19 protein-coding genes are annotated in these 19,771 nt (G+C 54.2%); 8 read left to right on the forward strand and 11 right to left on the reverse strand.

All coding sequences use genetic code 11. The features are described 5' to 3' along the window. Nucleotides 1-45: 45 nt before the first annotated feature. The 3 genes from CGL_RS05100 to xseA form a co-directional block, all read right to left on the reverse strand. Nucleotides 46-273 carry a hypothetical protein gene (locus CGL_RS05100; protein ID WP_011014054.1) on the reverse strand — a complete coding sequence of 76 codons (228 nt, stop codon included), beginning with the start codon at nt 271-273 and terminating at the stop codon, nt 46-48. 110 nt (nt 274-383) lie between these two features. Further along, the gene (locus CGL_RS05110) at nt 384-629 is read right to left on the reverse strand and encodes an exodeoxyribonuclease VII small subunit (RefSeq protein ID WP_003856839.1); all 246 of its coding nucleotides are present in this window, start codon (nt 627-629) and stop codon (nt 384-386) included. Between the two features lie 20 nt (nt 630-649). Continuing rightward, complete coding sequence (gene xseA / locus CGL_RS05115) at nt 650-1,903, reverse strand: exodeoxyribonuclease VII large subunit (protein WP_011014055.1); 1,254 nt, start codon at nt 1,901-1,903, stop codon at nt 650-652. Between the two features lie 113 nt (nt 1,904-2,016). Between xseA and CGL_RS05120 the strand changes: the two genes are divergently transcribed. Continuing rightward, nucleotides 2,017-2,994, forward strand: coding sequence for a 4-hydroxy-3-methylbut-2-enyl diphosphate reductase (locus CGL_RS05120; RefSeq protein ID WP_004568094.1), 978 nt, complete (start codon nt 2,017-2,019; stop codon nt 2,992-2,994). Between the two features lie 41 nt (nt 2,995-3,035). Here CGL_RS05120 and CGL_RS05125 read toward each other — a convergent pair whose 3' ends face one another. The 5 genes from CGL_RS05125 to CGL_RS05145 form a co-directional block, all read right to left on the reverse strand. Beyond that, nucleotides 3,036-3,866 (reverse strand): DUF6542 domain-containing protein, encoded by an 831-nt coding sequence (locus tag CGL_RS05125; protein ID WP_011265670.1) that lies wholly within the window; start codon nt 3,864-3,866, stop codon nt 3,036-3,038. A gap of 71 nt (nt 3,867-3,937) precedes the next feature. After that, on the reverse strand, nt 3,938-5,410 hold the full coding sequence (locus CGL_RS05130) for an AI-2E family transporter (protein WP_011014057.1): 1,473 nt from the start codon (nt 5,408-5,410) through the stop codon (nt 3,938-3,940). 92 nt (nt 5,411-5,502) lie between these two features. Beyond that, complete coding sequence (gene metS, locus CGL_RS05135) at nt 5,503-5,685, reverse strand: methionine/alanine import NSS transporter subunit MetS (protein WP_011014058.1); 183 nt, start codon at nt 5,683-5,685, stop codon at nt 5,503-5,505. Between the two features lie 3 nt (nt 5,686-5,688). Beyond that, complete coding sequence (locus CGL_RS05140) at nt 5,689-7,380, reverse strand: sodium-dependent transporter (protein ID WP_011014059.1); 1,692 nt, start codon at nt 7,378-7,380, stop codon at nt 5,689-5,691. Nucleotides 7,381-7,667: 287 nt separating this feature from the next. Beyond that, nucleotides 7,668-8,903 (reverse strand): alpha/beta hydrolase, encoded by a 1,236-nt coding sequence (locus CGL_RS05145; protein ID WP_011014060.1) that lies wholly within the window; start codon nt 8,901-8,903, stop codon nt 7,668-7,670. A 196-nt stretch (nt 8,904-9,099) separates the two neighbouring features. Here CGL_RS05145 and ychF point away from each other — a divergent pair, with 196 nt between their 5' ends. From ychF to CGL_RS05165, 4 genes are read left to right on the forward strand one after another with little or no spacing between them, the layout of a single operon-like run. Further along, the gene (ychF, locus tag CGL_RS05150; RefSeq protein WP_011014061.1) at nt 9,100-10,185 is read left to right on the forward strand and encodes a redox-regulated ATPase YchF; all 1,086 of its coding nucleotides are present in this window, start codon (nt 9,100-9,102) and stop codon (nt 10,183-10,185) included. Nucleotides 10,186-10,218: 33 nt separating this feature from the next. Continuing rightward, a complete protein-coding gene (locus CGL_RS05155) occupies nt 10,219-10,500 on the forward strand; it encodes a type II toxin-antitoxin system RelE/ParE family toxin (RefSeq protein ID WP_011265672.1) in 282 nt (93 codons plus the stop codon). A 10-nt stretch (nt 10,501-10,510) separates the two neighbouring features. Further along, nucleotides 10,511-10,810 (forward strand): HigA family addiction module antitoxin, encoded by a 300-nt coding sequence (locus tag CGL_RS05160; RefSeq protein WP_011014062.1) that lies wholly within the window; start codon nt 10,511-10,513, stop codon nt 10,808-10,810. Beyond that, nucleotides 10,807-11,640 (forward strand): ornithine carbamoyltransferase, encoded by an 834-nt coding sequence (locus CGL_RS05165; RefSeq protein WP_011265673.1) that lies wholly within the window; start codon nt 10,807-10,809, stop codon nt 11,638-11,640. The genes CGL_RS05160 and CGL_RS05165 overlap by 4 nt, the downstream gene beginning before the upstream one ends. Before the next feature lie 120 nt (nt 11,641-11,760). Here the strand turns inward: CGL_RS05165 and CGL_RS05170 are convergent, their stop codons facing one another. The 3 genes from CGL_RS05170 to CGL_RS05180 all read right to left on the reverse strand — a co-directional run bounded on the left by CGL_RS05170 (nt 11,761) and on the right by CGL_RS05180 (nt 14,460). Next, nucleotides 11,761-12,264: a GNAT family N-acetyltransferase gene (locus CGL_RS05170; RefSeq protein ID WP_011014064.1), complete on the reverse strand. Its 504-nt coding sequence runs from the start codon at nt 12,262-12,264 to the stop codon at nt 11,761-11,763. Nucleotides 12,265-12,380: 116 nt separating this feature from the next. Next, nucleotides 12,381-12,938: an SDR family NAD(P)-dependent oxidoreductase gene (locus CGL_RS05175; protein WP_011014065.1), complete on the reverse strand. Its 558-nt coding sequence runs from the start codon at nt 12,936-12,938 to the stop codon at nt 12,381-12,383. Between the two features lie 313 nt (nt 12,939-13,251). After that, the gene (locus CGL_RS05180) at nt 13,252-14,460 is read right to left on the reverse strand and encodes an IS110 family transposase (protein WP_011014066.1); all 1,209 of its coding nucleotides are present in this window, start codon (nt 14,458-14,460) and stop codon (nt 13,252-13,254) included. 434 nt (nt 14,461-14,894) lie between these two features. Here CGL_RS05180 and CGL_RS05185 point away from each other — a divergent pair, with 434 nt between their 5' ends. Genes CGL_RS05185 through CGL_RS05195 form a run of 3 tightly spaced genes read left to right on the forward strand, consistent with a single transcriptional unit; the run spans nt 14,895 to nt 19,634 of the window. After that, nucleotides 14,895-17,939 (forward strand): EAL domain-containing protein, encoded by a 3,045-nt coding sequence (locus tag CGL_RS05185; protein WP_172820732.1) that lies wholly within the window; start codon nt 14,895-14,897, stop codon nt 17,937-17,939. A 7-nt stretch (nt 17,940-17,946) separates the two neighbouring features. Further along, nucleotides 17,947-19,416, forward strand: a complete 1,470-nt coding sequence (locus CGL_RS05190; RefSeq protein WP_011014068.1) for a glycosyltransferase family 2 protein — start codon at nt 17,947-17,949, stop codon at nt 19,414-19,416. Next, on the forward strand, nt 19,413-19,634 hold the full coding sequence (locus CGL_RS05195; RefSeq protein ID WP_011014069.1) for a hypothetical protein: 222 nt from the start codon (nt 19,413-19,415) through the stop codon (nt 19,632-19,634). The genes CGL_RS05190 and CGL_RS05195 overlap by 4 nt, the downstream gene beginning before the upstream one ends. The last annotated feature ends 137 nt before the right edge of the window (nt 19,635-19,771 follow it).

Genomic DNA, 19,771 nt, shown 5'->3' on the forward strand with positions numbered 1-19,771 from the left:
CCGTACTCAATATATGAGGCTCCGCAATTAGAAGAGAGAAATTATTTATTGGGCGGGCTGGTGCTCCACAACGCTGATGGTCGCTTGGGTGCCTTGCGCTTTTCGACGCAAAACCACAGCCACGATGGCCAACACTAGTCCGAGGGACGTCATCAAACCGCCAACTAATCCGGCTGATGTGAGTCCAAGGGAAGTGGTGATGGTTGCACCAGCAAGCCAGGCAGCAACAGCATTTCCAAGGTTGAACACTCCGATGTTGATGGAGGAGGCCATGCCAACTAATGAGGCCTCACTGCAAGCAGTGCTGGATCAATTGCGCAATGAACCGGAGTTAGCGCCGTTCATTGAGGTGATGGAAAACTAGAGGGATGCGTCGAAAAGCATTATTCTGCCTGGTTTAATGCTTGCTCGACGCGCGCTGAGGCGCCGGCCAGGTGCTCTTCGCAGCGCTTTGCTAGGGCTTCGCCGCGCTCCCAGTATTTGAGGGATTCGTCGAGGCCCATTTGGCCGAGCTCCAAAATTTTTACAATTTCAACGAGTTCATCGCGTGCACGCTCGTAGGATAATTGGGCGACTGGCTCGAAGGAATCGTTGCCTTGGCCGGAACCGACGATATCTGGATTGGTCATTTCTTCATTCTCCTAAGTTTTTAGTTTGCTTGCTGGGTGCCCATGGATGCCGCAGTGATGGAGCCGTCGGCAACGCGGATGCGCAGCTGGCTGCCGGGCGGTGATTGCTCGATGGTGGTGACCACTTCCGGGGCGCTGCCGTCGCGAGGAATAACCTGCACCACGGAATAACCGCGCGCCAAGGTTGCGGACGGGCCGAGCGCGGAAACCTGTGCGCGCAACGACGCCACCAGTGCTTGCTCGGTGCGGACGAGATGGGTGACATCGCGCCTAATCAAGCCCACAGCCTGGGCAATCTCATCACGTCGGCGGTTAATCGGGGTCATCGGATCAGCCAGCACCGGCCTGGTGCGAATCGCTGCCAACGCCTGCTGCTCGCGCTGCACCCAACCGCGCAACGCCGCGGCACTACGACTGCGAAGCTGATTGATCAACATGCGTTCTTCTGCCACATCAGGCACCACGCGCTTTGCTGCATCGGTCGGGGTCGCCGCGCGAAGGTCGGCGACATTGTCCAACACCGGCGTATCTGGTTCGTGGCCAATCGCGGACACCACGGGCGTCTGCGCTGCCGCGACTGCGCGCTGCAAGGCCTCCTCAGAGAAGGGGAGCAGATCCTCCACAGAACCGCCGCCGCGGGCAATGATGATGACATCCACGCGAGGGTCCTGATCTAAAACCCGCAACGCTTCGATGATTTCAGGAACAGCTGAAGCGCCCTGAACTGCCGTGTTGATCACCTCAAACTGCACTTCCGGCCAGCGATCCTTAGCCACGCTCAGCACATCGCGCTCAGCCGCTGAACCACGTCCCGTGATCAAACCAACGCGGTTGGGCAGAAATGGCAGTCGCTTCTTCCGAGCTGGATCAAAAAGACCCTCCGCGGCAAGCCTTTTACGCAGCTCCTCAATGCGCGCCAGCAACTCACCAATACCCACGGGACGGATATCAGTCACCCACAGCGAAAAAGTGCCGCGGCCTGCATAAAACGCGGGCTTGCCGTACACAATCACGCGGTCGCCATCCTTGAGCGGTGTGGGGCGATTGCGGATAATGTCCGTCGGGCAGGTCAGCTGCACAGACATTTCTTGCTCCACATCACGAAGCGTCAAATACGACAGCTTCCAATTGGGCTTCACATTAATCTGAGCGAGCTGGCCCTCCACCCACAAATGGCCAAGCCGTTCAATCCACTGCTTGACTTGAGTATTTACTTCCCGGACTGGCCACGGTGCCTCAGGGGTTGATTTTGATGAAGCTTTCTCAGACGACACAGGCGTGTGATTCTCCTTCTTCCACCAGCTAAAAGTGAATTACCCCGCCTTTGTCGGGGTGGTTGCATTCCCAGTCTAGGTGTTTAGCCTCAACGTTGGATACGCTGGGAGGCATGAGCTCACCTGTTATCAGCCCCGAAACCAAAACCGGAAAGAAGATCCTGCTTGCAGCCCCTCGCGGATACTGTGCCGGCGTAGACCGTGCAGTGGAAACCGTCGAGCGCGCGCTCGAGGAATACGGCGCCCCAATTTATGTCCGTAAAGAAATCGTGCACAACCGTTACGTTGTGGACACCCTGGCAGAAAAGGGCGCGATTTTTGTCAACGAAGCATCTGAAGCACCAGAAGGTGCCAACATGGTGTTCTCTGCACACGGCGTGAGCCCAATGGTCCACGAAGAAGCTGCAGCTAAAAACATCAAGGCTATTGACGCGGCCTGCCCGCTGGTCACCAAAGTGCACAAGGAAGTCCAGCGCTTTGATAAGCAGGGATTCCACATTCTCTTCATCGGTCACGAAGGCCATGAAGAAGTAGAGGGCACCATGGGTCATTCCGTTGAGAAAACCCACCTGGTTGACGGCGTTGCTGGCATTGCCACCCTGCCTGAATTCTTAAACGATGAACCAAACCTGATCTGGCTGTCTCAGACCACGCTTTCTGTGGACGAGACCATGGAGATCGTCCGCGAGCTGAAGGTGAAGTTCCCTCAGCTGCAGGATCCACCGTCAGATGATATTTGCTACGCCACGCAGAACCGCCAGGTTGCCGTCAAGGCTATCGCTGAGCGCTGCGAGCTGATGATTGTGGTCGGTTCCCGCAACTCCTCCAACTCGGTTCGTCTGGTTGAGGTCGCTAAGCAAAACGGTGCCGATAACGCCTACCTGGTGGATTACGCCCGCGAAATCGACCCAGCATGGTTCGAAGGCGTAGAGACCATCGGTATCTCCTCCGGCGCTTCCGTGCCTGAGATCCTCGTCCAGGGCGTCATTGAGCGCCTGGCTGAGTTCGGCTACGACGACGTCGAGGAAGTCACCTCCGCCGCTGAGAAGATTGTTTTCGCGCTGCCTCGCGTGCTGCGCCACAAGAATTAATTGCAAGAATGAAAAATCCCCGCCACATGAGCGGGGATTTTTTAGCTGTACAGATCATCGTCGAGCGAGGTGCGGCGTTTAGGGGCTGCTTGTCGACGCTCACCCACATCCGTAGGAGCCGGCGCCTCAGGGGCGCTCGGGCGCGGCTTGGGGGCCACCACAGGACCCGGAGTTGGAGTAAACGGCACACCGCGCTCAGTTTGGCGCTGCGCAACAGTTTGCCGGCGCTCCTGGCTACGCCTGATCAACTCATCAACCGTGACTTGTGAACCGGTATCGCCGGTTGGTTGCGCGCGACGGTTACGTGTTTTAGAACTTTGTACCCTCGTGCTCTGTGCGCGAGCACGACGAGCAGCATTCTGATTAGCTTCCTCAGCCTCACGCTGCGCGCGCCGGGTAAGTTCCCCAGAAACCTGACGAGATTCCTGGTTCCTGCGCAGCAGAATAATCCGCACCACAGCGATCAATGCCGCCACCAAAGTGACCATGATCAGGGTGGGGAACAACTGCGCCAAAGGATAAACAGCCGTGAGGATTTCCGTGACGGAAACACCAGGGGACACATTCGCAGCCACGCCTTGTTGGGACACAAACCACGAAGTCAGTGGTGTGAAAATACCAAACAGAATGGGAATGGACGCAACCGTCAAGAATAATCCGCGGGCCTCAACCAGCAAGGTCACACCGAGAGTAGCGATGATGAAAATCAGCTGATAGGGCAGCCCGATCACGCCTAACATCAGGCTGACGAGCATTCCCGTAATGAGGGATGCCAAAACAACTGAAGGTCCAGACCACGTTGGCAAACCGACAAAAGCGGTCTGCTGGGGCGGCCTAGAGCTTCTCCTCGACGATGCTGATCCATGTGACACGAGTGATTACTTTACCGATCTAACTGCTATTTACTAATTACACTTGCAGTTTCTGCAGCTTTTATGGAGCCTCAGTTTCTCTTGCGTATTTTATCGAATGCTTGCGAAGTTGCCGTCCTTGCCGAGGTAAACCGTCGTTTCAATTCTTTACGACGAACCTCATTAGGATCTACCGATTCACGATCCTCACCTAAAAACTCAGGAATTTTCAGTTCGTTGGTCTCAGCGTCGCCACCAAGCAAGTCTTGGTAGTAGCGCCTGCGGAAGATTTCACCATCGGCTTCCATGGCACGGCCAGCGAACTCGCCGTATTCGCTTTCAAACTTCAGATCAGAAGCCACCTTCTCGCCAGCACGTAGTGAAGTCATGTCCTGGAAATAGCGGAAGAATACAGCAATCATCGCAGCCACTGGTACTGCCAAGAATGCACCGACAATGCCGAAGAGCGTGCCACCGACAGTTACCGACAGCAACACGATGACAGGGTGCAAATTCATAGCCTTTGACTGCAACAGTGGTGACAAAATATTGCCCTCCAGCTGCTGCACTGCCACGACGATAACCAGCACGATGACCGCTTCGGTAAAGCCCAGCGAGACTAATGCCACGAGCACTGCCAACGCACCTGCGGTGAACGCACCAATGATGGGAATGAAACCAGCAACAAAGGTAATCACCGACAGCGCCAACGCCATGGGAACGCCCACAATAAGTAGACCGATGCCAATGAACACAGCATCAACCGCAGAGACCAGTGCCTGCGCACGGACGAATCCAGACAAGGTGGTCCACGCACGGGTGAGCAGCTCGGTGACGTGCCAGCCAGCTTGCTTTCCACCAATCTTCCTGGTCCACGGGAGGAACCGGTGCCCGTCTTTGAGGAAGAAGAATGTGAGCACCAACACCACACCAAGCGTCACGATCACACTGGTTGCAGCGCCCAGGCCCGAGAAGATTTCTCCAGCAATGGCACCTGCCTGGTTTTGCAGCCACGCGGCGGCCTCGTTGAAGTAGCGGCTCAAATCACCCGAATCCAAGTTCAACGGTGGACCCTGCAGCCAGAGCTGAATGCTCAAAATGCCCTCAAATGCCTGGAAGTACAACACCTGGGATTGTTGGGCGATACTCGGCGCAATTAACCACAAAATAGCACCCACGACGGCAAAAAACGTGCCGATGGTGATAAACGCCGACACCACACTGGGAACTCCATGCTTCCGCAACCATGAGTTTGGTGAGGACAGCACAGTACAGATGATGATTGCCAAGGTGACCGGCAAAACGCCCTGCCAGAACCGACCAATGACCCACCATAAAATAAAGACAGCGGCGGCGACGAACACCAACCGCAAACTCCACATGGACACCCTCTTGAAGTAATCACCTATGACCACCGAGCGGTCTACGCGATCAATTGCATCCCGGTGCCGAGCAGAAGTTTTGCTTGGAGTCGGCTCTGCACTGGCAGACTTAACGGGTTCGCCATTTTTGTCGTCTCTGATGCCATGTTGGTCACCGTCAGGGACCTGAGAGAATTCATCCATTGTTGCCACAGTTCTCCATTTTGCATGGTTCTTGGTTTTAAAGCACGAAACACTCCCAGCGACTGTGGCGGGAGTGTTTCCTACAGAGATCTTTAGGCCGTTGCAGGTCGTTCAGACTCTTGCTCAATAAGAACAGAGTCGGTGGCATATGGAGAGGTTCCAAACAGTCCAACCTTCTCATCTGGTTCGCGTCGAAGTGCGATGGTGGCATAAACCAGGCCACCCCAAATGATGACCATGAACAACACCATCATGATGATTGCAGTAGTTCCCATGATTTAGGACTCCTTAGCTTCAGGATTGGTGATTGCCACGGTAGGGAAGCGTGATGCATCCTCATTGGCATCAAAAGGACTGATCGGGTCATTGGACGCCCAGCGACGCGGGCGGTGCAGCGTACGCTTGAACTCCGGCAGAACGCCGAAGTCGGAGCCGGGTGGGCCGTCGACAAGCGTGCCCTTTGGCCAAGAAACCATGGGCAAAAGGAATGCAGCCACCAGGATGACAGCCAGCACGCCCCAGCCAAAGAGGCCATTTTGCAGCACGGTATAACCGCCGTAAGGCTCATTGATCAGGGAGGTGAGCTCAAGAGCAAGGGTGGAGCCCAGAACCAAGGTGGTGATGTTGACAACGGAGATGCGCCAAATGGTGTTCACCTTGAATGCGGAGATCGCGTTGAGGTGGGTGGAGAATTCATCGATGCGACGCAGGACCCAGTCGATGGAAACCACTGCGATCAACGCAACGGCAACAATGCCGATGTTGTTGGTGAACTTGTCCATGATGTCCAGCGTTGCCAGACCAGAGGTGGTGGAGAACAGACCCAGGGACAGCAGAGCCATGACAACGCCCACGCCAATCGCAGTGGCTTTACGATTCAGACCGAACTTATCCTTCACTGCGGAAACAACCACTTCCAACAGAGAGAACAGGGAAGTAAAGCCCGCGATGGTCAATGAGCTGAAGAAGAGGAATCCGAACAGTCCGCCCAGAGGCATTTCGTTGATGATCGCAGGGAAAGCAACGAAGGCAAGGCCAATGCCGGAGGTCGCGACTTCATCCACACCAACGCCAGCATTTGCAGCCATGAAGCCCAGCGCTGCGAAAACACCGATACCGGCCAGCACCTCGAAAGAGGAGTTCGCAAAACCAGTAACCAAACCAGTGCTGGTGAGGTTGGTGCGAGGCTTCAGGTACGAGGAGTAGGTAAGCATGATGCCGAATCCCACAGACAGTGAAAAGAAGATCTGGCCGTAAGCAGCGATCCACACGGTCGGGTTCTTCAGAGCTTCCCAGTTAGGAGTAAACAGCGCATCCAAACCAATTTCAGCACCAGGAAGCAGGACCGCTTGGATAACCACAATGAGGAAGATGATCACCAGCAACGGCATGAACACCATGCTCACACGACCAATGCCCTTATCCACACCGATCGCAAGAACCACAATAGCGGCGATCCACACAATAAACAGTGCAATGGCGATCTGCGGAACGATATCCATGGACACAACTGCTTCAGAATCAAAGTTCAAGAAGTCAGAGAAGAAATAGGTGTCAGGATCAGCACCCCACGCCTTATTCAAGGACTTGAAAGCATAAAGCCCAGCCCAGCCAATGATCGCGGCGTAATAAATGGTAATGAAGAAAGCGATTCCGACCTGAATCCAGCCGATGGTTTCGGTTTGTTTCTTGAAACGTCGGAAAGCAAGAGGCGCCGAACCCCTATAGCGGTGACCGATCGCGAAATCGAGAAACAACAGCGGAATACCCGCGGTGAGCAACGCGATCGCATAAGGAATAAGGAAGGCACCGCCACCATTGTCATAAGCGACATAAGGGAAGCGCCAAATATTGCCCAAACCAACCGCAGAACCAATAGCGGCGAGAATAAAGACAGAACGGGATGAGAAAACTTCGCGGCGTTCGCCCTTCTGAGGGGACGTCGGAGGCGTATGTTGTGGAGCTGACATCTTAACGAGTCTCCAGTCATGCACAAAGGACCAATAAGAATTCCCCAAGCAAAGGAACAGTCCTGTGTGTGGTCCGAACCTGATGCTCTCCTCGTTCTCAGCCTGATGTGGCCGCAATCTGGAAAATGGGGTGACTAAAATACAACTGAAATGATCTTAACAGTGATATAGGGAAGAATTCGCATGGATTTCCATGCTGTGTACGAAATGATGCAAAAACCGCAAAAACGCGCTGTCACTGCAAGGAGTGATAGCGCGTTTGTTATCAAACGAATAAGGCCAGTGCTCTAGTAAAGAGCGTGCTTGATCGCATCCCAGCCAGGCTGTAACTGTGGATTAAAGTTGCGCCAATTGTGCGTTCCGGAATCTTTGTAGTCCACCACTTGATGGTTCATGCCGGCCCTGCTCATCGACTCATCCAATGCCTCTGTGCAGCTCAGCGAACCACGCTCAAGCACTACGCCAGCCAGCAAATTGTAGAAAGGCTCTTTCTCGGAATCCGCCAAATCGATGTCATCTACAACTCCGTTCGCAGCTGACAAATAGACAGCCATGTCGCGCAGCCCCTCAGGATTTGATGTGACATCGTGAGCTTTCCAAGTTTCAGAACCAGTGGGACCCCACATATTTTCTACATTGCCACCGCGAGAATTAACAATTAGTGACACCGTGGTTTGTCCAATGGGATCAAGCGTGGAGTAGCAACCAGAGATGCCAATGACTCCATCAAAGAGATCAGGGTTCGAGTTAGCTAAATGAACCGCACCAGTAGCACCCATGGATAATCCGCCGATGCCACGGTGACCATTGAAGTTCAGCTCTTCCTCAGCCTCAAGCAGGGGCGCGAGCTCCTCGACGATAAAAGTTTCCCACTTGATGCGCCCTAGCGCAGGGTCCTCTTCCAACCAATCCGAGTACATGGATGAAGCAGCACCCAACGGCATTACTACAGTCACATTTTCATCCGCGAAAACCTTCGGACCCTCGCCACCATTGATCCAACCAGAAGAATTCTTATTTCCGCCGATTCCATCAAGCATGTACAGCATCGGAGCAGGGGAGTCCGCCTCCGCGGACTTCATGATCTGCACATCCACATTGCGCTGCATCGAAGGCGACGCAACAGACCATTTTTCCAGTCGAAGACCATTTAAAACACGCTTTTCGACGATTCTTGCCTCAGTAATCGAGGGGTCTGTCTCGAGCGGATAGTTGGAATCACTACTCAAGAGCGGGCCTCCAAGAGGCAACTGGGACGAACCAATCAGCGACATCGAACTCAGCAAGCCTTCAACAGAACCGCCAGTGAGATCTGGGTTGGCAGTAGAAAGCGCGATGAAATCCTGGGCGGAAGATCCGGATTCGGAGCTTTTCTCAAAGTCCTGCTCTGAATTAGTTGCTGAGCTGTCTTCGGAACTTAGTACTGAACTGAGTCCCGAGCTCTGTGCGGAAGCGAGCGGTGAAGAGAAAAGAGTCAAAGAAACAGTACCGGCGATGAGTGCGCGGGATATGAAGAGCTTCAAGGAAATGATGCCTCCGGCAACAATATTAATGAATAAAATATGATAGATAATGTAGCAGTTGTTCGTGCAAGGGTGTAATGGCCGCCAGTTATGTGAAGCGAAATTTCACCTTTTTGGAGGCAGTCGACAATGCTCTGGGCACTGTTTTGTGCCTCCTGATTAGGTTCTTACCCAACGATTGCTAGGATATGTGCCTGTGACCCTTACTCTTGGAATCGTCGGCCTGCCCAACGTTGGCAAGTCCACCCTGTTCAACGCCCTGACTCGCAATGACGTGCTCGCAGCGAACTACCCGTTCGCCACCATCGAGCCAAACGTGGGCCTTGTCGAGCTTCCAGACGCTCGCCTTGAACGCCTTTCTGAAATCTTCGGCTCTGAGCGCATCCTGCCAGCAACCGTGTCTTTCGTTGACATCGCCGGAATCGTTAAGGGAGCTTCCGAAGGCGAAGGAATGGGCAACGCTTTCCTTGCCAACATCCGCGAAGCAGACGCTATCTGTCAGGTTGTGCGCGCATTCGCTGACGAAAACGTCATTCACGTCGATGGTGAAGTTAACCCAGCAACCGATATCTCTGTGATCAACACCGAGCTGATCCTCGCCGACCTGCAGACCGTGGAAAAAGCACTCCCACGCCTCGAAAAGGATGCACGCAAAGACAAGGGACTTGGCGAAGTCGTAGATGAGACCAAAAAAGCCCTTGCGATCTTGAGCGATGACCGCACCTTGTTCTCTGCAGCAAAAGCTGGCGACATTGATCTGGCCCTCCTGCGCGATCTCCACCTGATGACAGCAAAGCCTTTCCTCTACGTCTTCAACTCCGACGAAAAAGTGCTCACCGACGACGCCAAGAAGGACGAACTCCGCGCACTAGTCGCGCCAGCAGACTGCGTATTCCTTGACGCACAAACTGAAACCGAACTTCTTGAACTCGAAGAAGACGAAGCAGCAGAACTCCTCGAAGCTGTAGGCCAAACGGAACCAGGCCTACACTCCCTCGCACGTGCAGGATTTGAAACCCTCGGACTACAGACCTACCTCACCGCGGGTCCTAAGGAATCACGCGCCTGGACCATCCACAAGGGCGACACCGCTCCACAGGCAGCAGGCGTTATCCATTCTGACTTCGAACGCGGCTTCATCAAGGCTGAAATCGTCTCCTTCGAAGATCTTGACGCTGCTGGTTCCATGGCGGAAGCCAAGGCCCAGGGCAAAGTCCGCCAAGAAGGTAAGGACTACGTGATGGTCGATGGCGACGTTGTGGAGTTCCGGTTTAACGTCTAGCGTTATTGACGCTCCTCGTTATACGCTGGTCTCGTGATCAGATCGTTCGCCGACCGCGACACCGAGTTGGTCTGGTTGCGTGAAGGTGCGAAACGCGTCGATCCGCGAATACACAAAGTGGCGAATCGGAAGCTGCATCTGCTGGACGCGGCGACGACCCTCGATGCTCTGCGTGTGACTCCGGGGAATCGCCTGGAAACGCTCGAGGGTGATCGAGTCGGTCAGTACAGCATTCGAGTCAACGACCAGTGGCGGATCTGCTTCCGTTGGAACGACTCGGGCCCCGAAAACGTCGAGATCGTGGATTATCACTGAGGAGGAGACGATGGCTCAGAAGCTCTACCCGCCGATTCACCCTGGTGAGATTCTCATGGAGGACTTCATCAAGGGCTTCGGCCTCACACAGAACAAGGTCGCCGTATCGATCGGGGTGCCTCCGCGACGCATCAACGAGATCGTGCACGGCAAGCGATCCATCACGGCCGATACGGCTCTGCGTCTCGGGCGGTACTTCGGTATCGACCCGCAGTTCTGGCTGAGCCTTCAGACTCAGTACGAGTTGGAGCTCGATCGCGACGCCGGTGCAGCGACTTACGCACAGATCACGCCGCTGAAGGTCGCGTGAGCTCGGTGGCCAGAAAACATCTGCTCTCCCTGGCAGACTGGAACAGAGGCGAGCTTGAGGCATTATTCGAGCTCGCGGAGCAGTATGAAGCTGGCGGTGGGCCACGATTCGATGGTGCCGCGGCGATGTTCTTCCCGCCGACGAGTTTGCGTACACGGCTCTCATTCGAGCGTGGGGCAACGGCAATGGGACTCCAGCCGATCACGTTCCCGTCAGACAGCCTGGACAAGGACGAAGATCTCGTCGACGTCGTCGGCTATCTCTCGCAGTGGGCTGATGTCGTTGTCGTCCGACACCCGCAATTGACGGCGCTTCAGCGGTTGGCGTCAGCGGATGCAGCGCCCGTGATCAACGCGATGACGAGTGAGAACCATCCGTGCGAAGTCCTCTCGGACTTGTATGCGCTGTCTCGTCACCATGACATTTCGGCCCTGCGGTACCTGTTTGTCGGTGGCGATGGCAACATCGCCAGGGCCTGGTGGGAGGCGGCCCAAGCGTTCGGCCTCGAGATGCGGCAGAGTTGTCCTGAAGAGCTGCGTGTCGTCGGGATGCCGTGGGAGGAGAACCTGCCGCATGCAATTGCATCAGCGGATGTCGTGCTGACGGATGGGCCAGGTAGACATGCGGAGTTACTCGAGCCGTATCGTGTGACCGCTGCGTTGTTGGATCGCGCGCCCCGTGGAGTGCGGCTCGCGCCCTGCCCGCCGTTCATCCGCGGGCGCGAAGTGAGCGCCGATGCGATCGAGCATCCGGCGTTCGTCGGGTACTCGTTCAAGCGTCATCTCATGCCGGTTCAGCAGGCGATTCTGGCTCGGTCGATCAATGCGTAGCGGTTTTCGGTGTCGGAACTCGGTGGAGTTTCGGTTTAACGTCTAGTCGCGTTCCGGTTCAACCTCTTGCACAAGCGTCGGCCCCTGAAAGGAGCCGGCGCTGGTGTTCTCAGTTCGCTACTACTCAAACGTCATCCCGAGAACCGTCCGGACGGGAATGTTTCCGCCATGGTCGTCTGCCAGTCGATGCATACCGAGCTTTCGGGCGACGCGTTCCGAAGCTTCGTTCTCGGGGTGGATGATGGCGACCAACTCGGGTGAGCCTACAACGTCGCGTGCGTAGTCGCGGCATGCAATGGCGGCTTCGGTCGCGTAACCGAGGCCCTGCCTTGCGGTGACGACGTGGTAGCCGACCTCGAGCTTGGGTGCGCCATTCACCTCTTGCCACGTGAGGCCGCAGTCGCCAACGAACTCGCCGTGGATCGTCTCGACGATCCATAGGCCGTAGCCGTGCTCCGCGTAGTTCTCTTCATTCCAAGTGATCCACCTGGCTGCCTGCTCGCGTGTTTTCGCGGAGGGGTAGAAACGCATCACTTCAGGATCCCCGAGCATGTCGGCCATGAGATCGATGTCAGCAGGCCGCTTGCGGCGGAAGCGGCGGCGTTGGGTATTTGGCGGAGTCACTGGTTCAGCGTAGTTGCGGGGAGGCCTCGGTCCAAAAGTTGGCTGAGGTTAGAGGTTGGTATCCGCCGGAACTCGGTGGAGTTCAAGTTCAACGTGTGACGGGCGCAGAAGAGTGGTCAGTCGCGGGGGACGCCAGTCGCTCGAGTGATCACTGGGTCGAACTGGCGATCGGTGAGGATGTTGCGCGAGGCAATCAGCGGTTTGGCACCGAAGCCGATGGCATAGCGGGTCTTGGGGTGACGTGCCGTCACGGCCTTTCCAATCGCATCGGCGACAACCGACGGTGGTGAGTTGCGGTTGCTGTTCGCCTCAGATCGCAACGACTTCGATACTGCGTCAGCCTGGCGCTTGTATGCGCTGTCTTTCGACACTGCGTCGAGATTGTCGGCAGCGATTCCTCCCCACTCGGTGGCGATGCCGCCCGGTTCGATGACAACAACGTCGATGCCGAATGGGGCGACCTCCAGGCGGAGGGCGTCCGAGAGGGCCTCGAGGGCGAACTTGGTGCCGTGATACCAGCCGCCGAGAGGCGTGTAGATCTTCCCGCCCATCGATGTGATGTTCACGATCGTCCCCCACTTTTGTTTCTGCATGTGGGGCAGGACGAGTCGGGTGAGGGCCATCGCGCCGAATACATTGACCTCGAACTGGCGACGGCCTTCATCGATTGTCATCGGTGACGTCCATCTCGAGGGGGTGGATCCCGTCTGAAGCGAGCTTTTGGGGGCGCTCTGTCCTGCGGGCAGCACCGTAGACGGTGAAGCCGAGTGATGGCTCTTCCGGTTTTAGAGTGCACTCTAAAACCGGAAGAGCCACTAAAACCCCTGTGTCCACTTTCCGGGGGGTGTTCCTATATAGGTTGTCAACTCCGTGGGTGAGGTTGCTGGGGGTGTGAAGGGGTTCTGCTTCACGCTGCGGATGTTGTTTTCGGGCATGCTGAAGAGCCGATTGGGCTTCCTGCACAATCGGCTTCGGGGCTTGTAGGGGCTAGGCCGCTGCGGCCTCCTGGGCTGTGGGGATGTCTCTGTAGAGCTCTCCGCTGCGCATCATGGCGAAGAGGACGTTGAGGCGTCGGCGTGCGAGCGCGACGACTGCGGCGTTGTGTCTTTTGCCTTCGTTGCGTTTTCGTTCATAGAATTGCCGGGAACGCTCGTGGAATCTGATCGATGCAAAAGACGACTGCCATAGGGCGTTCTTCAATTTCTTGTTGCCGGCCCGGTTGGGCGAATTCGACATGATCGACGTTCCCGACTGATTTGTCTGCGGCGACAGGCCTGCATAGGACGCCAGGTGCGCTGCATCGGGAAAGTCGGACATATCGCCGACGGTCATAAGGATTTGCGCGGCGCTACGTGGGCCGATGCCGGGCATGGACAAGAGAATCTCGGTCTGAGGAATGTCCTGGATCAGCTCGAGTACCTGGCCTTCAATCTCTTTGCGGTGCTCCAGCTTGGCTAGTGCATCTTTGGCGGACATTGCTACGCCAAGTTCCGCGTATTCTGCGCCGGCGATGGATACCGTCTGGCCGTGGATCGCAGCAAGCATGGCATCGATAACTGGCTCAGGATTACGTGCCCTGTGACCACGTGCGAAAGCTGCCAGCCGTGCTTTGCCGACGCGTCGAATCTTGGTGGGGCCACCGTATTTCGCCAGAAGGTGGAGAATCCACTTGCGGTGAATCATCTGCCCACGCAGGACATGTTCGAATGCGGGGTAGGTGCCCACGAGCGCGGATTGCATCTGGTTGATCAGGCGTGTGTAGGCGCGGGCGAGGTCTTCGTCGATACCGTTGAGGACTTTCAGCTGGAGGAAGACTTCCTCAACGCGGTCGACGCTACGCAGGGCATCCGGAAGGTTGAGGCCGGCATGGGCGATGACATAAGCGTCCCGTACATCGGTCTTGGAGTTGCCGACGTGGATACGTGAAAGTTGTCGCATGGCAAGCCCGGGGAGGTAGCGAACGTCGGCTCCCATTGCTTGGGCGACTGCGACGGTTAGCCTGCCGATGTTGTTGGGCTGATCGACGACGACAAGGACCTCGGCGTCATTGGCCAGGAATTTGTCGAAGAGCTTGCGTAGCGAGCCTTCGTGTTGGTTGATGCGTTTGGATAGGACTTGTCTGCCCTGGGGATCGAGGACGCAGGCGTGGTGGAAGTATTTGCCGACGTCCATTCCAATGACGAAGTCATAGGCCATGAGTCTGTGCCTCCTAGCGATGAGTAGGGAGTTGGATTATTTACGCTTCATCGCTGGGGTGGTCGGACATACTTGTGCTGGCATCCACATTACTGTGAGACCTCGTGCCTCCTGGGCCGGGTCAGGTTCCTATTAGCAGTTTGAGTATGTCACTGTCTTCGGCGGCATCACCCCCCGGATCATTTTCAGACAGGGACAGGAATAAACCATACCGAAGCCAGCGACTAGTTCCACTGTCCTTTCGGACGGCGGGAACGGACATAAACATAGTCCGCCCTCTCGGGTGGACGGACTATGAATCTTCGGTGCCCTGGGGTGGAACTGCTAACAACGTAATGGGCAGGCCCAAAAGAATACTTTAAAAGGATAAGATTTATATGACAGCCTGATTCACATTGTAAAAGCCCTATTCTCCGTGAAGGATGACGATTGCTGTGAATACGACCAGTCGTTGGCTACTTGCCAATTCCAGTGACCCCTTGTTGTATCGAGACAGTTCACTGCTGGTTGCTTTGTTGCGTCAGATTGTCTTTGCGTTCGCGTATTTGATTGCTGTAATTGGCTCATACTCACTGGTATACGGCGATTCGTTAGTCGCAATTGTGTGGCCATCAGTGGGAATCGCTGTGTGGTGGGCCGTGACCTGCAGAAGCTGGAAAAACTTCGCCCTGATTTGTGGATACGTGTTTCTAGTCCCAGCCATATACCTGCACTTTTTTGCGGAAACCTCCCTCAGGGGAGTGATTCTGGCAGGAATTGCGCACGCTATCGCAGGTCCTGGCGTTGCACTGGTTATGGCATTCATGGAAAATGCGCAATTGCCAGAACTGTTGCGTAAACGGCATGCATTCGCACCCTTCTCCCATATTCGCCTTCCAGGCGATGTATTCCGGCTCCTCGTCGCGGGCATTGTCATGGTCGCAATATCCAAATTGATTGTGATTCTTGCTTATGCACTGGCAGATTTGCCGTATTCATTCACCCTTTATCTGACGATGGCCCTTCGTGACTTGACTGGCATTATTGTGGTTGCCGGGCCCGGAATTGCACTTTCGACGCCGCTGGTACTAAATATTCACCGATCAGCATGGCGCGAGTTCGCAGTTGTTATCATAGCTACGGTCGGAGTGCTGGCGCTCATTTTCGGATTTGCTGTGGATCTTCCGACGGTCTACTTGGCAATGTTGCCATTGTATTGGAGTGCAACCCGTCTTCCAGTGCTTTTAGCCGTTCTTCATGCGGTGTTTACTTCAGCAATAGTCGTAATTCTGTATTTCCTATTAGGTACCGGATCTTTTGCGATTACGGATGAATCCATACTGGTGCAGGCAACGACAATTCAGCTTTTTGTTCTGATGTGTATCTTGTTGTCGCTAGTTGTGTCAACGACAGTCCAGCAGACATCAGCACTGGTTGAAGAGCTAGAGGTGGTAGCGAAGACCCTTCCTGATGCGCTTTTTATCGTAAACAAAAATGGAACAGCATTTCCTGTTAACGCAGGCGCGAAAAATTTCGTCAAGCAATCACCGGATGGGCATTATTCCATGCCGAAACTACAGAATATAGACGGTGAACCCATGGATGAGAAAGAAAGTCCGAGCAGTATGGCCTTGCGTGGACAAGGTGTCGAAGGAGTATTAGCCAAGTTAGGTGAAGTACTGGGAGAAGATCCGGACTTGGCGCGTCGAATCTTCGAAATTAGTGCCTCACCGATGTATCTGCGTGGAGAAACTGAACCGGGTCATGCGCTCGTGATTTGGCATGACAGTACTAATGAGTATTACACGATGCAACAATTGACGCTTGCATATGAAGAATCGCGGCTGCTATTTGAAAAAGCCCCTCAAGGGATTGCCATGCTGGACCCTTCGGGAGAAATCGTAATGGCGAATCGATCCTTTGGTGACTTGGTGGGAACGACTCCTGTTCGACTCCTAGGACGAAATCTAGAGGATTTCGGAGTAGAGGAGGGAACCATGGAATACGTGACCCCTGTTCTGTCGGACCCAGAAGCCGTTGTGCACTTAGATCGTTCGCTCGAAACATTGAGAGGTAAACAGAAAAACGTTGCTATGTCATTTAGCTCGATGGGCAATGTTGGAGGCAGAATCGGAACTTTACTCGTTAATGTTGTCGATGTAACCGAGCGCCAAGAACTCATCGAGCTTGTGGAGCATTTGGCGGATCATGACTCCCTGACAGGATTGGTCAATCGCAGGCGGCTGGAATCTGATATCGAAGAGCTTATCCTCAAGAATGAACGCGATTCGACCGATAGTGCATTGTTGCTTTTGGATCTGGATTACTTCAAGGAAGTTAATGATTCCCTCGGCCATGAGGCTGGTGACCAGTTGCTTATTGAGTTTGCTGAGATCCTCAAAGACAGCGTGAGGGATTCCGACATTGTCGGACGCATCGGCGGCGATGAATTCGTTATTGTTTTGCCTGACACAGACAGGGATGGCGCTGAAGCAATCGGTATAAGAATTATTGAGTTGGTCAATCAGCACTTCAAAGGCCGAGGAAAAGTGTTATCGCGGGTGTCAGTAAGTATCGGCGGGACGCTCTTTTCTGATGCTCGTGCCCAAGGTGTGAATCCATTCATTCTTGCTGATCAGCTGCTTTACGATGCTAAGCACGCAGGTAGAAATCGGGTTGCGGTGCGCAGAGCTGAAAACACCATTGTCCGCTCAGCTAAGCCCGCATTCTCAGTTGAGGAACTTTCGGAGATCCTGGAGTCACATTCTATTCGCCTCGAGCTGCAGCCGATCCTAGAACTTGAAACAGGTCGGGTGGGTGCAGCCGAAGGTCTGCTCCGAATCAACTTGGATGGCACCGATGTTCCTACGGGGCAGTTTGTTCAGTCGGTTGAACAGGCCGGGCTAGCCCCGAAGCTTGATATCGCAGTCATGAGAGAAGGAATTAATCATATTGAGAGGCTGAGAGCTGTGTGTCCGACTTTCAGCCTCGCTTTGAATCTGTCGGGCTATTCTCTGAGCTCGGCGAAAATACGGGAGGAACTAAGAGCCGAATTTAGAGCTCGCGATCTGCCAAGGGGATCAATTAGGTTTGAGATTACTGAGACCGCTCCGATTGAAGACATTGACGCGGCAAAAGAGTTTGTGCAGATGTTGAAAGATTTTGGCTTCCACATCGTAATCGATGACTTTGGCGCAGGACATGAGCCTTATCAATATCTAAAGAAGTTCGACTTTAGCGTGCTGAAGATTGCAGGTGAATTCATAGAAGGTATGGTCACCAACCGCGTGGACCGAAGCATCGTCGAATCTATTGCTCAACTTGCTAAGGATGAGGAGATGGAAACTGTCGCCGAGTTTGTTTCAAGCAAGGAGATTTTGGAGGCGGTACGAGAGATAGGCGTAACGTACGCCCAGGGTTTCCATATTGGTAAATCTAAGCCGATTGATGAATTTATAGCTACTTATCTCGAGACGAACCAAACCGCTACCTGGGGGTAGGAAGAATATGAAAAAGAAGAGCTTTCCAATCGCAAGAGTCATCGGTATCGGCGTCCTTGGCATCGCCGGGATGGGAATATTGTTGCTATGGCTTGCAGTTACCCTGTCTGATCCAGCATCACCGGGTGCCAAAGAAACCGAAGTCTTTGATAGGTGGAAAGTGCTCTTTGATGACTATATTCCACCAGTCAGGGTATTGGTTGCTGCGATTATCGTTGCATTAATTTTCGTCTTTATCGCTGCCACAGTGGAACGAACCGTAACCAACCGCTACCGAAGCTCCGTAGACGGCGAAAGAGTGCCATTAGCGCCGAAGATTGTGATGGCAGAAACCCGAGGGGTATTTCATGGACCGATTACCATTAACGTGCTCGTGCCAGCACACAATGAGGCGGAAAGAATTACTGGAACAATTCAGGCATTGAAATCACAACATGAGCCTCCAGAACGCATCGTTGTAGTTGCCGATAATTGCACTGATGAAACTACGGAATTAGCCCGTGCTGAGGGAGTGGAGGTCTTGGAAACAGTCAATAATAAGTTTAAGAAGGCCGGAGGACTCAATCAGGCTTTGAGCCGGATGCTTCCCACATTGGGGGAGAATGACATTGTGATGATCGTTGACGCTGATACAGCACTTGATCAAGGTTTCCTCAAGGAAGCACGGCGCCGCTTTGAGTCTGATCGCGCTCTAATGGCCGTGGGCGGATTGTTCTACGGTGAGTCAGGCTCCGGATGGCTTGGCCAATATCAGCGCAACGAATACACCCGTTATAGCCGTGACATCTATCGACGCCGCGGACGTGTGTTTGTTTTGACTGGAACAGCGTCGGCTTTTCGGCCACGCGGCCTGCGGACAGTAGCGGAATCACGCGGGACATTGATCCCCGGACGTAAAGGCGATGTTTATGACACCGCGGCGTTGACCGAAGATAATGAGTTGACCCTGGCTTTGAAATCACTCGGAGGGCTTATGGTGTCACCCAATGAGTGCTCAGTAGTGACAGAAGTGATGCCGACTTGGAGAGAATTATGGCATCAAAGGCTTCGATGGCAACGCGGTGCGCTGGAAAACCTCGGTGCTTATGGCATCACACCACAAACGACACGGTATTGGTTCCAGCAGCTGGGAATCGGTTACGGCGCATTAGCCTTGGTCGCCTATTTCGCAGTCATTATCATTACGTTTCTCGCCCGCGATCAATGGATCTGGTATCCATTCTGGATGCTGCTGGGACTGTTGTTCATGATTGAACGCGTGCTAACGGTGTGGAGATCCACATGGTTTGCCAGGTTTGTTGCTGCGTTATTAATCCCAGAGCTCATCTACGCCAGCTATCTCAACCTGGTATTTCTCAAAGGCGTTGTGGATATTCTATTGGCCAAGCAAGCTCACTGGGGTGAGCATGGTGACAAGACAATGCAGGTAGCCGATGCAGCTGCCGAAATTAACGATGAAGGGGAGGAACGCCGATGATCTTTTCAGAAGAGATTCTCCATACCGACTGGTTCGCAGCACTTGCTGCTTTCGTCGCGATTAACACAACAATCTATGTGGTTCTTGCTATTGCCAAGACGCTGCCGAAGATTTATGTCACTGACTACTTACCGCGGAATTATGAGCGTGCTGAGACACGCAGCATTTATCCAGACGTTGAAGAACCGAAAAGGAAGAAGTCTGAGAAGAAGGATTAGGGCGGATAACGAATGCGCACGGCTTCAACCATTGTTTAGGCAACTCCCGACGATAATTCAGGTACCTCGTTCCTTCAATTTGAGGTCGTCGTTCGACTAGGTAGCAAGCAGTAGATTGAGTCCATTAGAGGGTTGAG

The sequence above is a fragment of the Corynebacterium glutamicum ATCC 13032 genome (assembly GCF_000011325.1).
Lineage (GTDB): Bacteria > Actinomycetota > Actinomycetes > Mycobacteriales > Mycobacteriaceae > Corynebacterium > Corynebacterium glutamicum.

Excerpts from the sequence above, each read along its gene's own strand:
- metS (WP_011014058.1), bottom strand. The coding sequence starts at position 5,685 with ATGGGAACTACTGCAATCATCATGATGGTGTTGTTCATGGTCATCATT.
- CGL_RS05100 (WP_011014054.1), bottom strand. The coding sequence starts at position 273 with ATGGCCTCCTCCATCAACATCGGAGTGTTCAACCTTGGAAATGCTGTT.
- CGL_RS05110 (WP_003856839.1), bottom strand. The coding sequence starts at position 629 with ATGACCAATCCAGATATCGTCGGTTCCGGCCAAGGCAACGATTCCTTC.
- CGL_RS05195 (WP_011014069.1), top strand. The coding sequence starts at position 19,413 with ATGATCTTTTCAGAAGAGATTCTCCATACCGACTGGTTCGCAGCACTT.
- CGL_RS05130 (WP_011014057.1), bottom strand. The coding sequence starts at position 5,410 with ATGGATGAATTCTCTCAGGTCCCTGACGGTGACCAACATGGCATCAGA.
- CGL_RS05120 (WP_004568094.1), top strand. The coding sequence starts at position 2,017 with ATGAGCTCACCTGTTATCAGCCCCGAAACCAAAACCGGAAAGAAGATC.
- CGL_RS05180 (WP_011014066.1), bottom strand. The coding sequence starts at position 14,460 with ATGGCCTATGACTTCGTCATTGGAATGGACGTCGGCAAATACTTCCAC.
- CGL_RS05140 (WP_011014059.1), bottom strand. The coding sequence starts at position 7,380 with ATGTCAGCTCCACAACATACGCCTCCGACGTCCCCTCAGAAGGGCGAA.
- CGL_RS05160 (WP_011014062.1), top strand. The coding sequence starts at position 10,511 with ATGGCTCAGAAGCTCTACCCGCCGATTCACCCTGGTGAGATTCTCATG.
- CGL_RS05190 (WP_011014068.1), top strand. The coding sequence starts at position 17,947 with ATGAAAAAGAAGAGCTTTCCAATCGCAAGAGTCATCGGTATCGGCGTC.
- CGL_RS05175 (WP_011014065.1), bottom strand. The coding sequence starts at position 12,938 with ATGACAATCGATGAAGGCCGTCGCCAGTTCGAGGTCAATGTATTCGGC.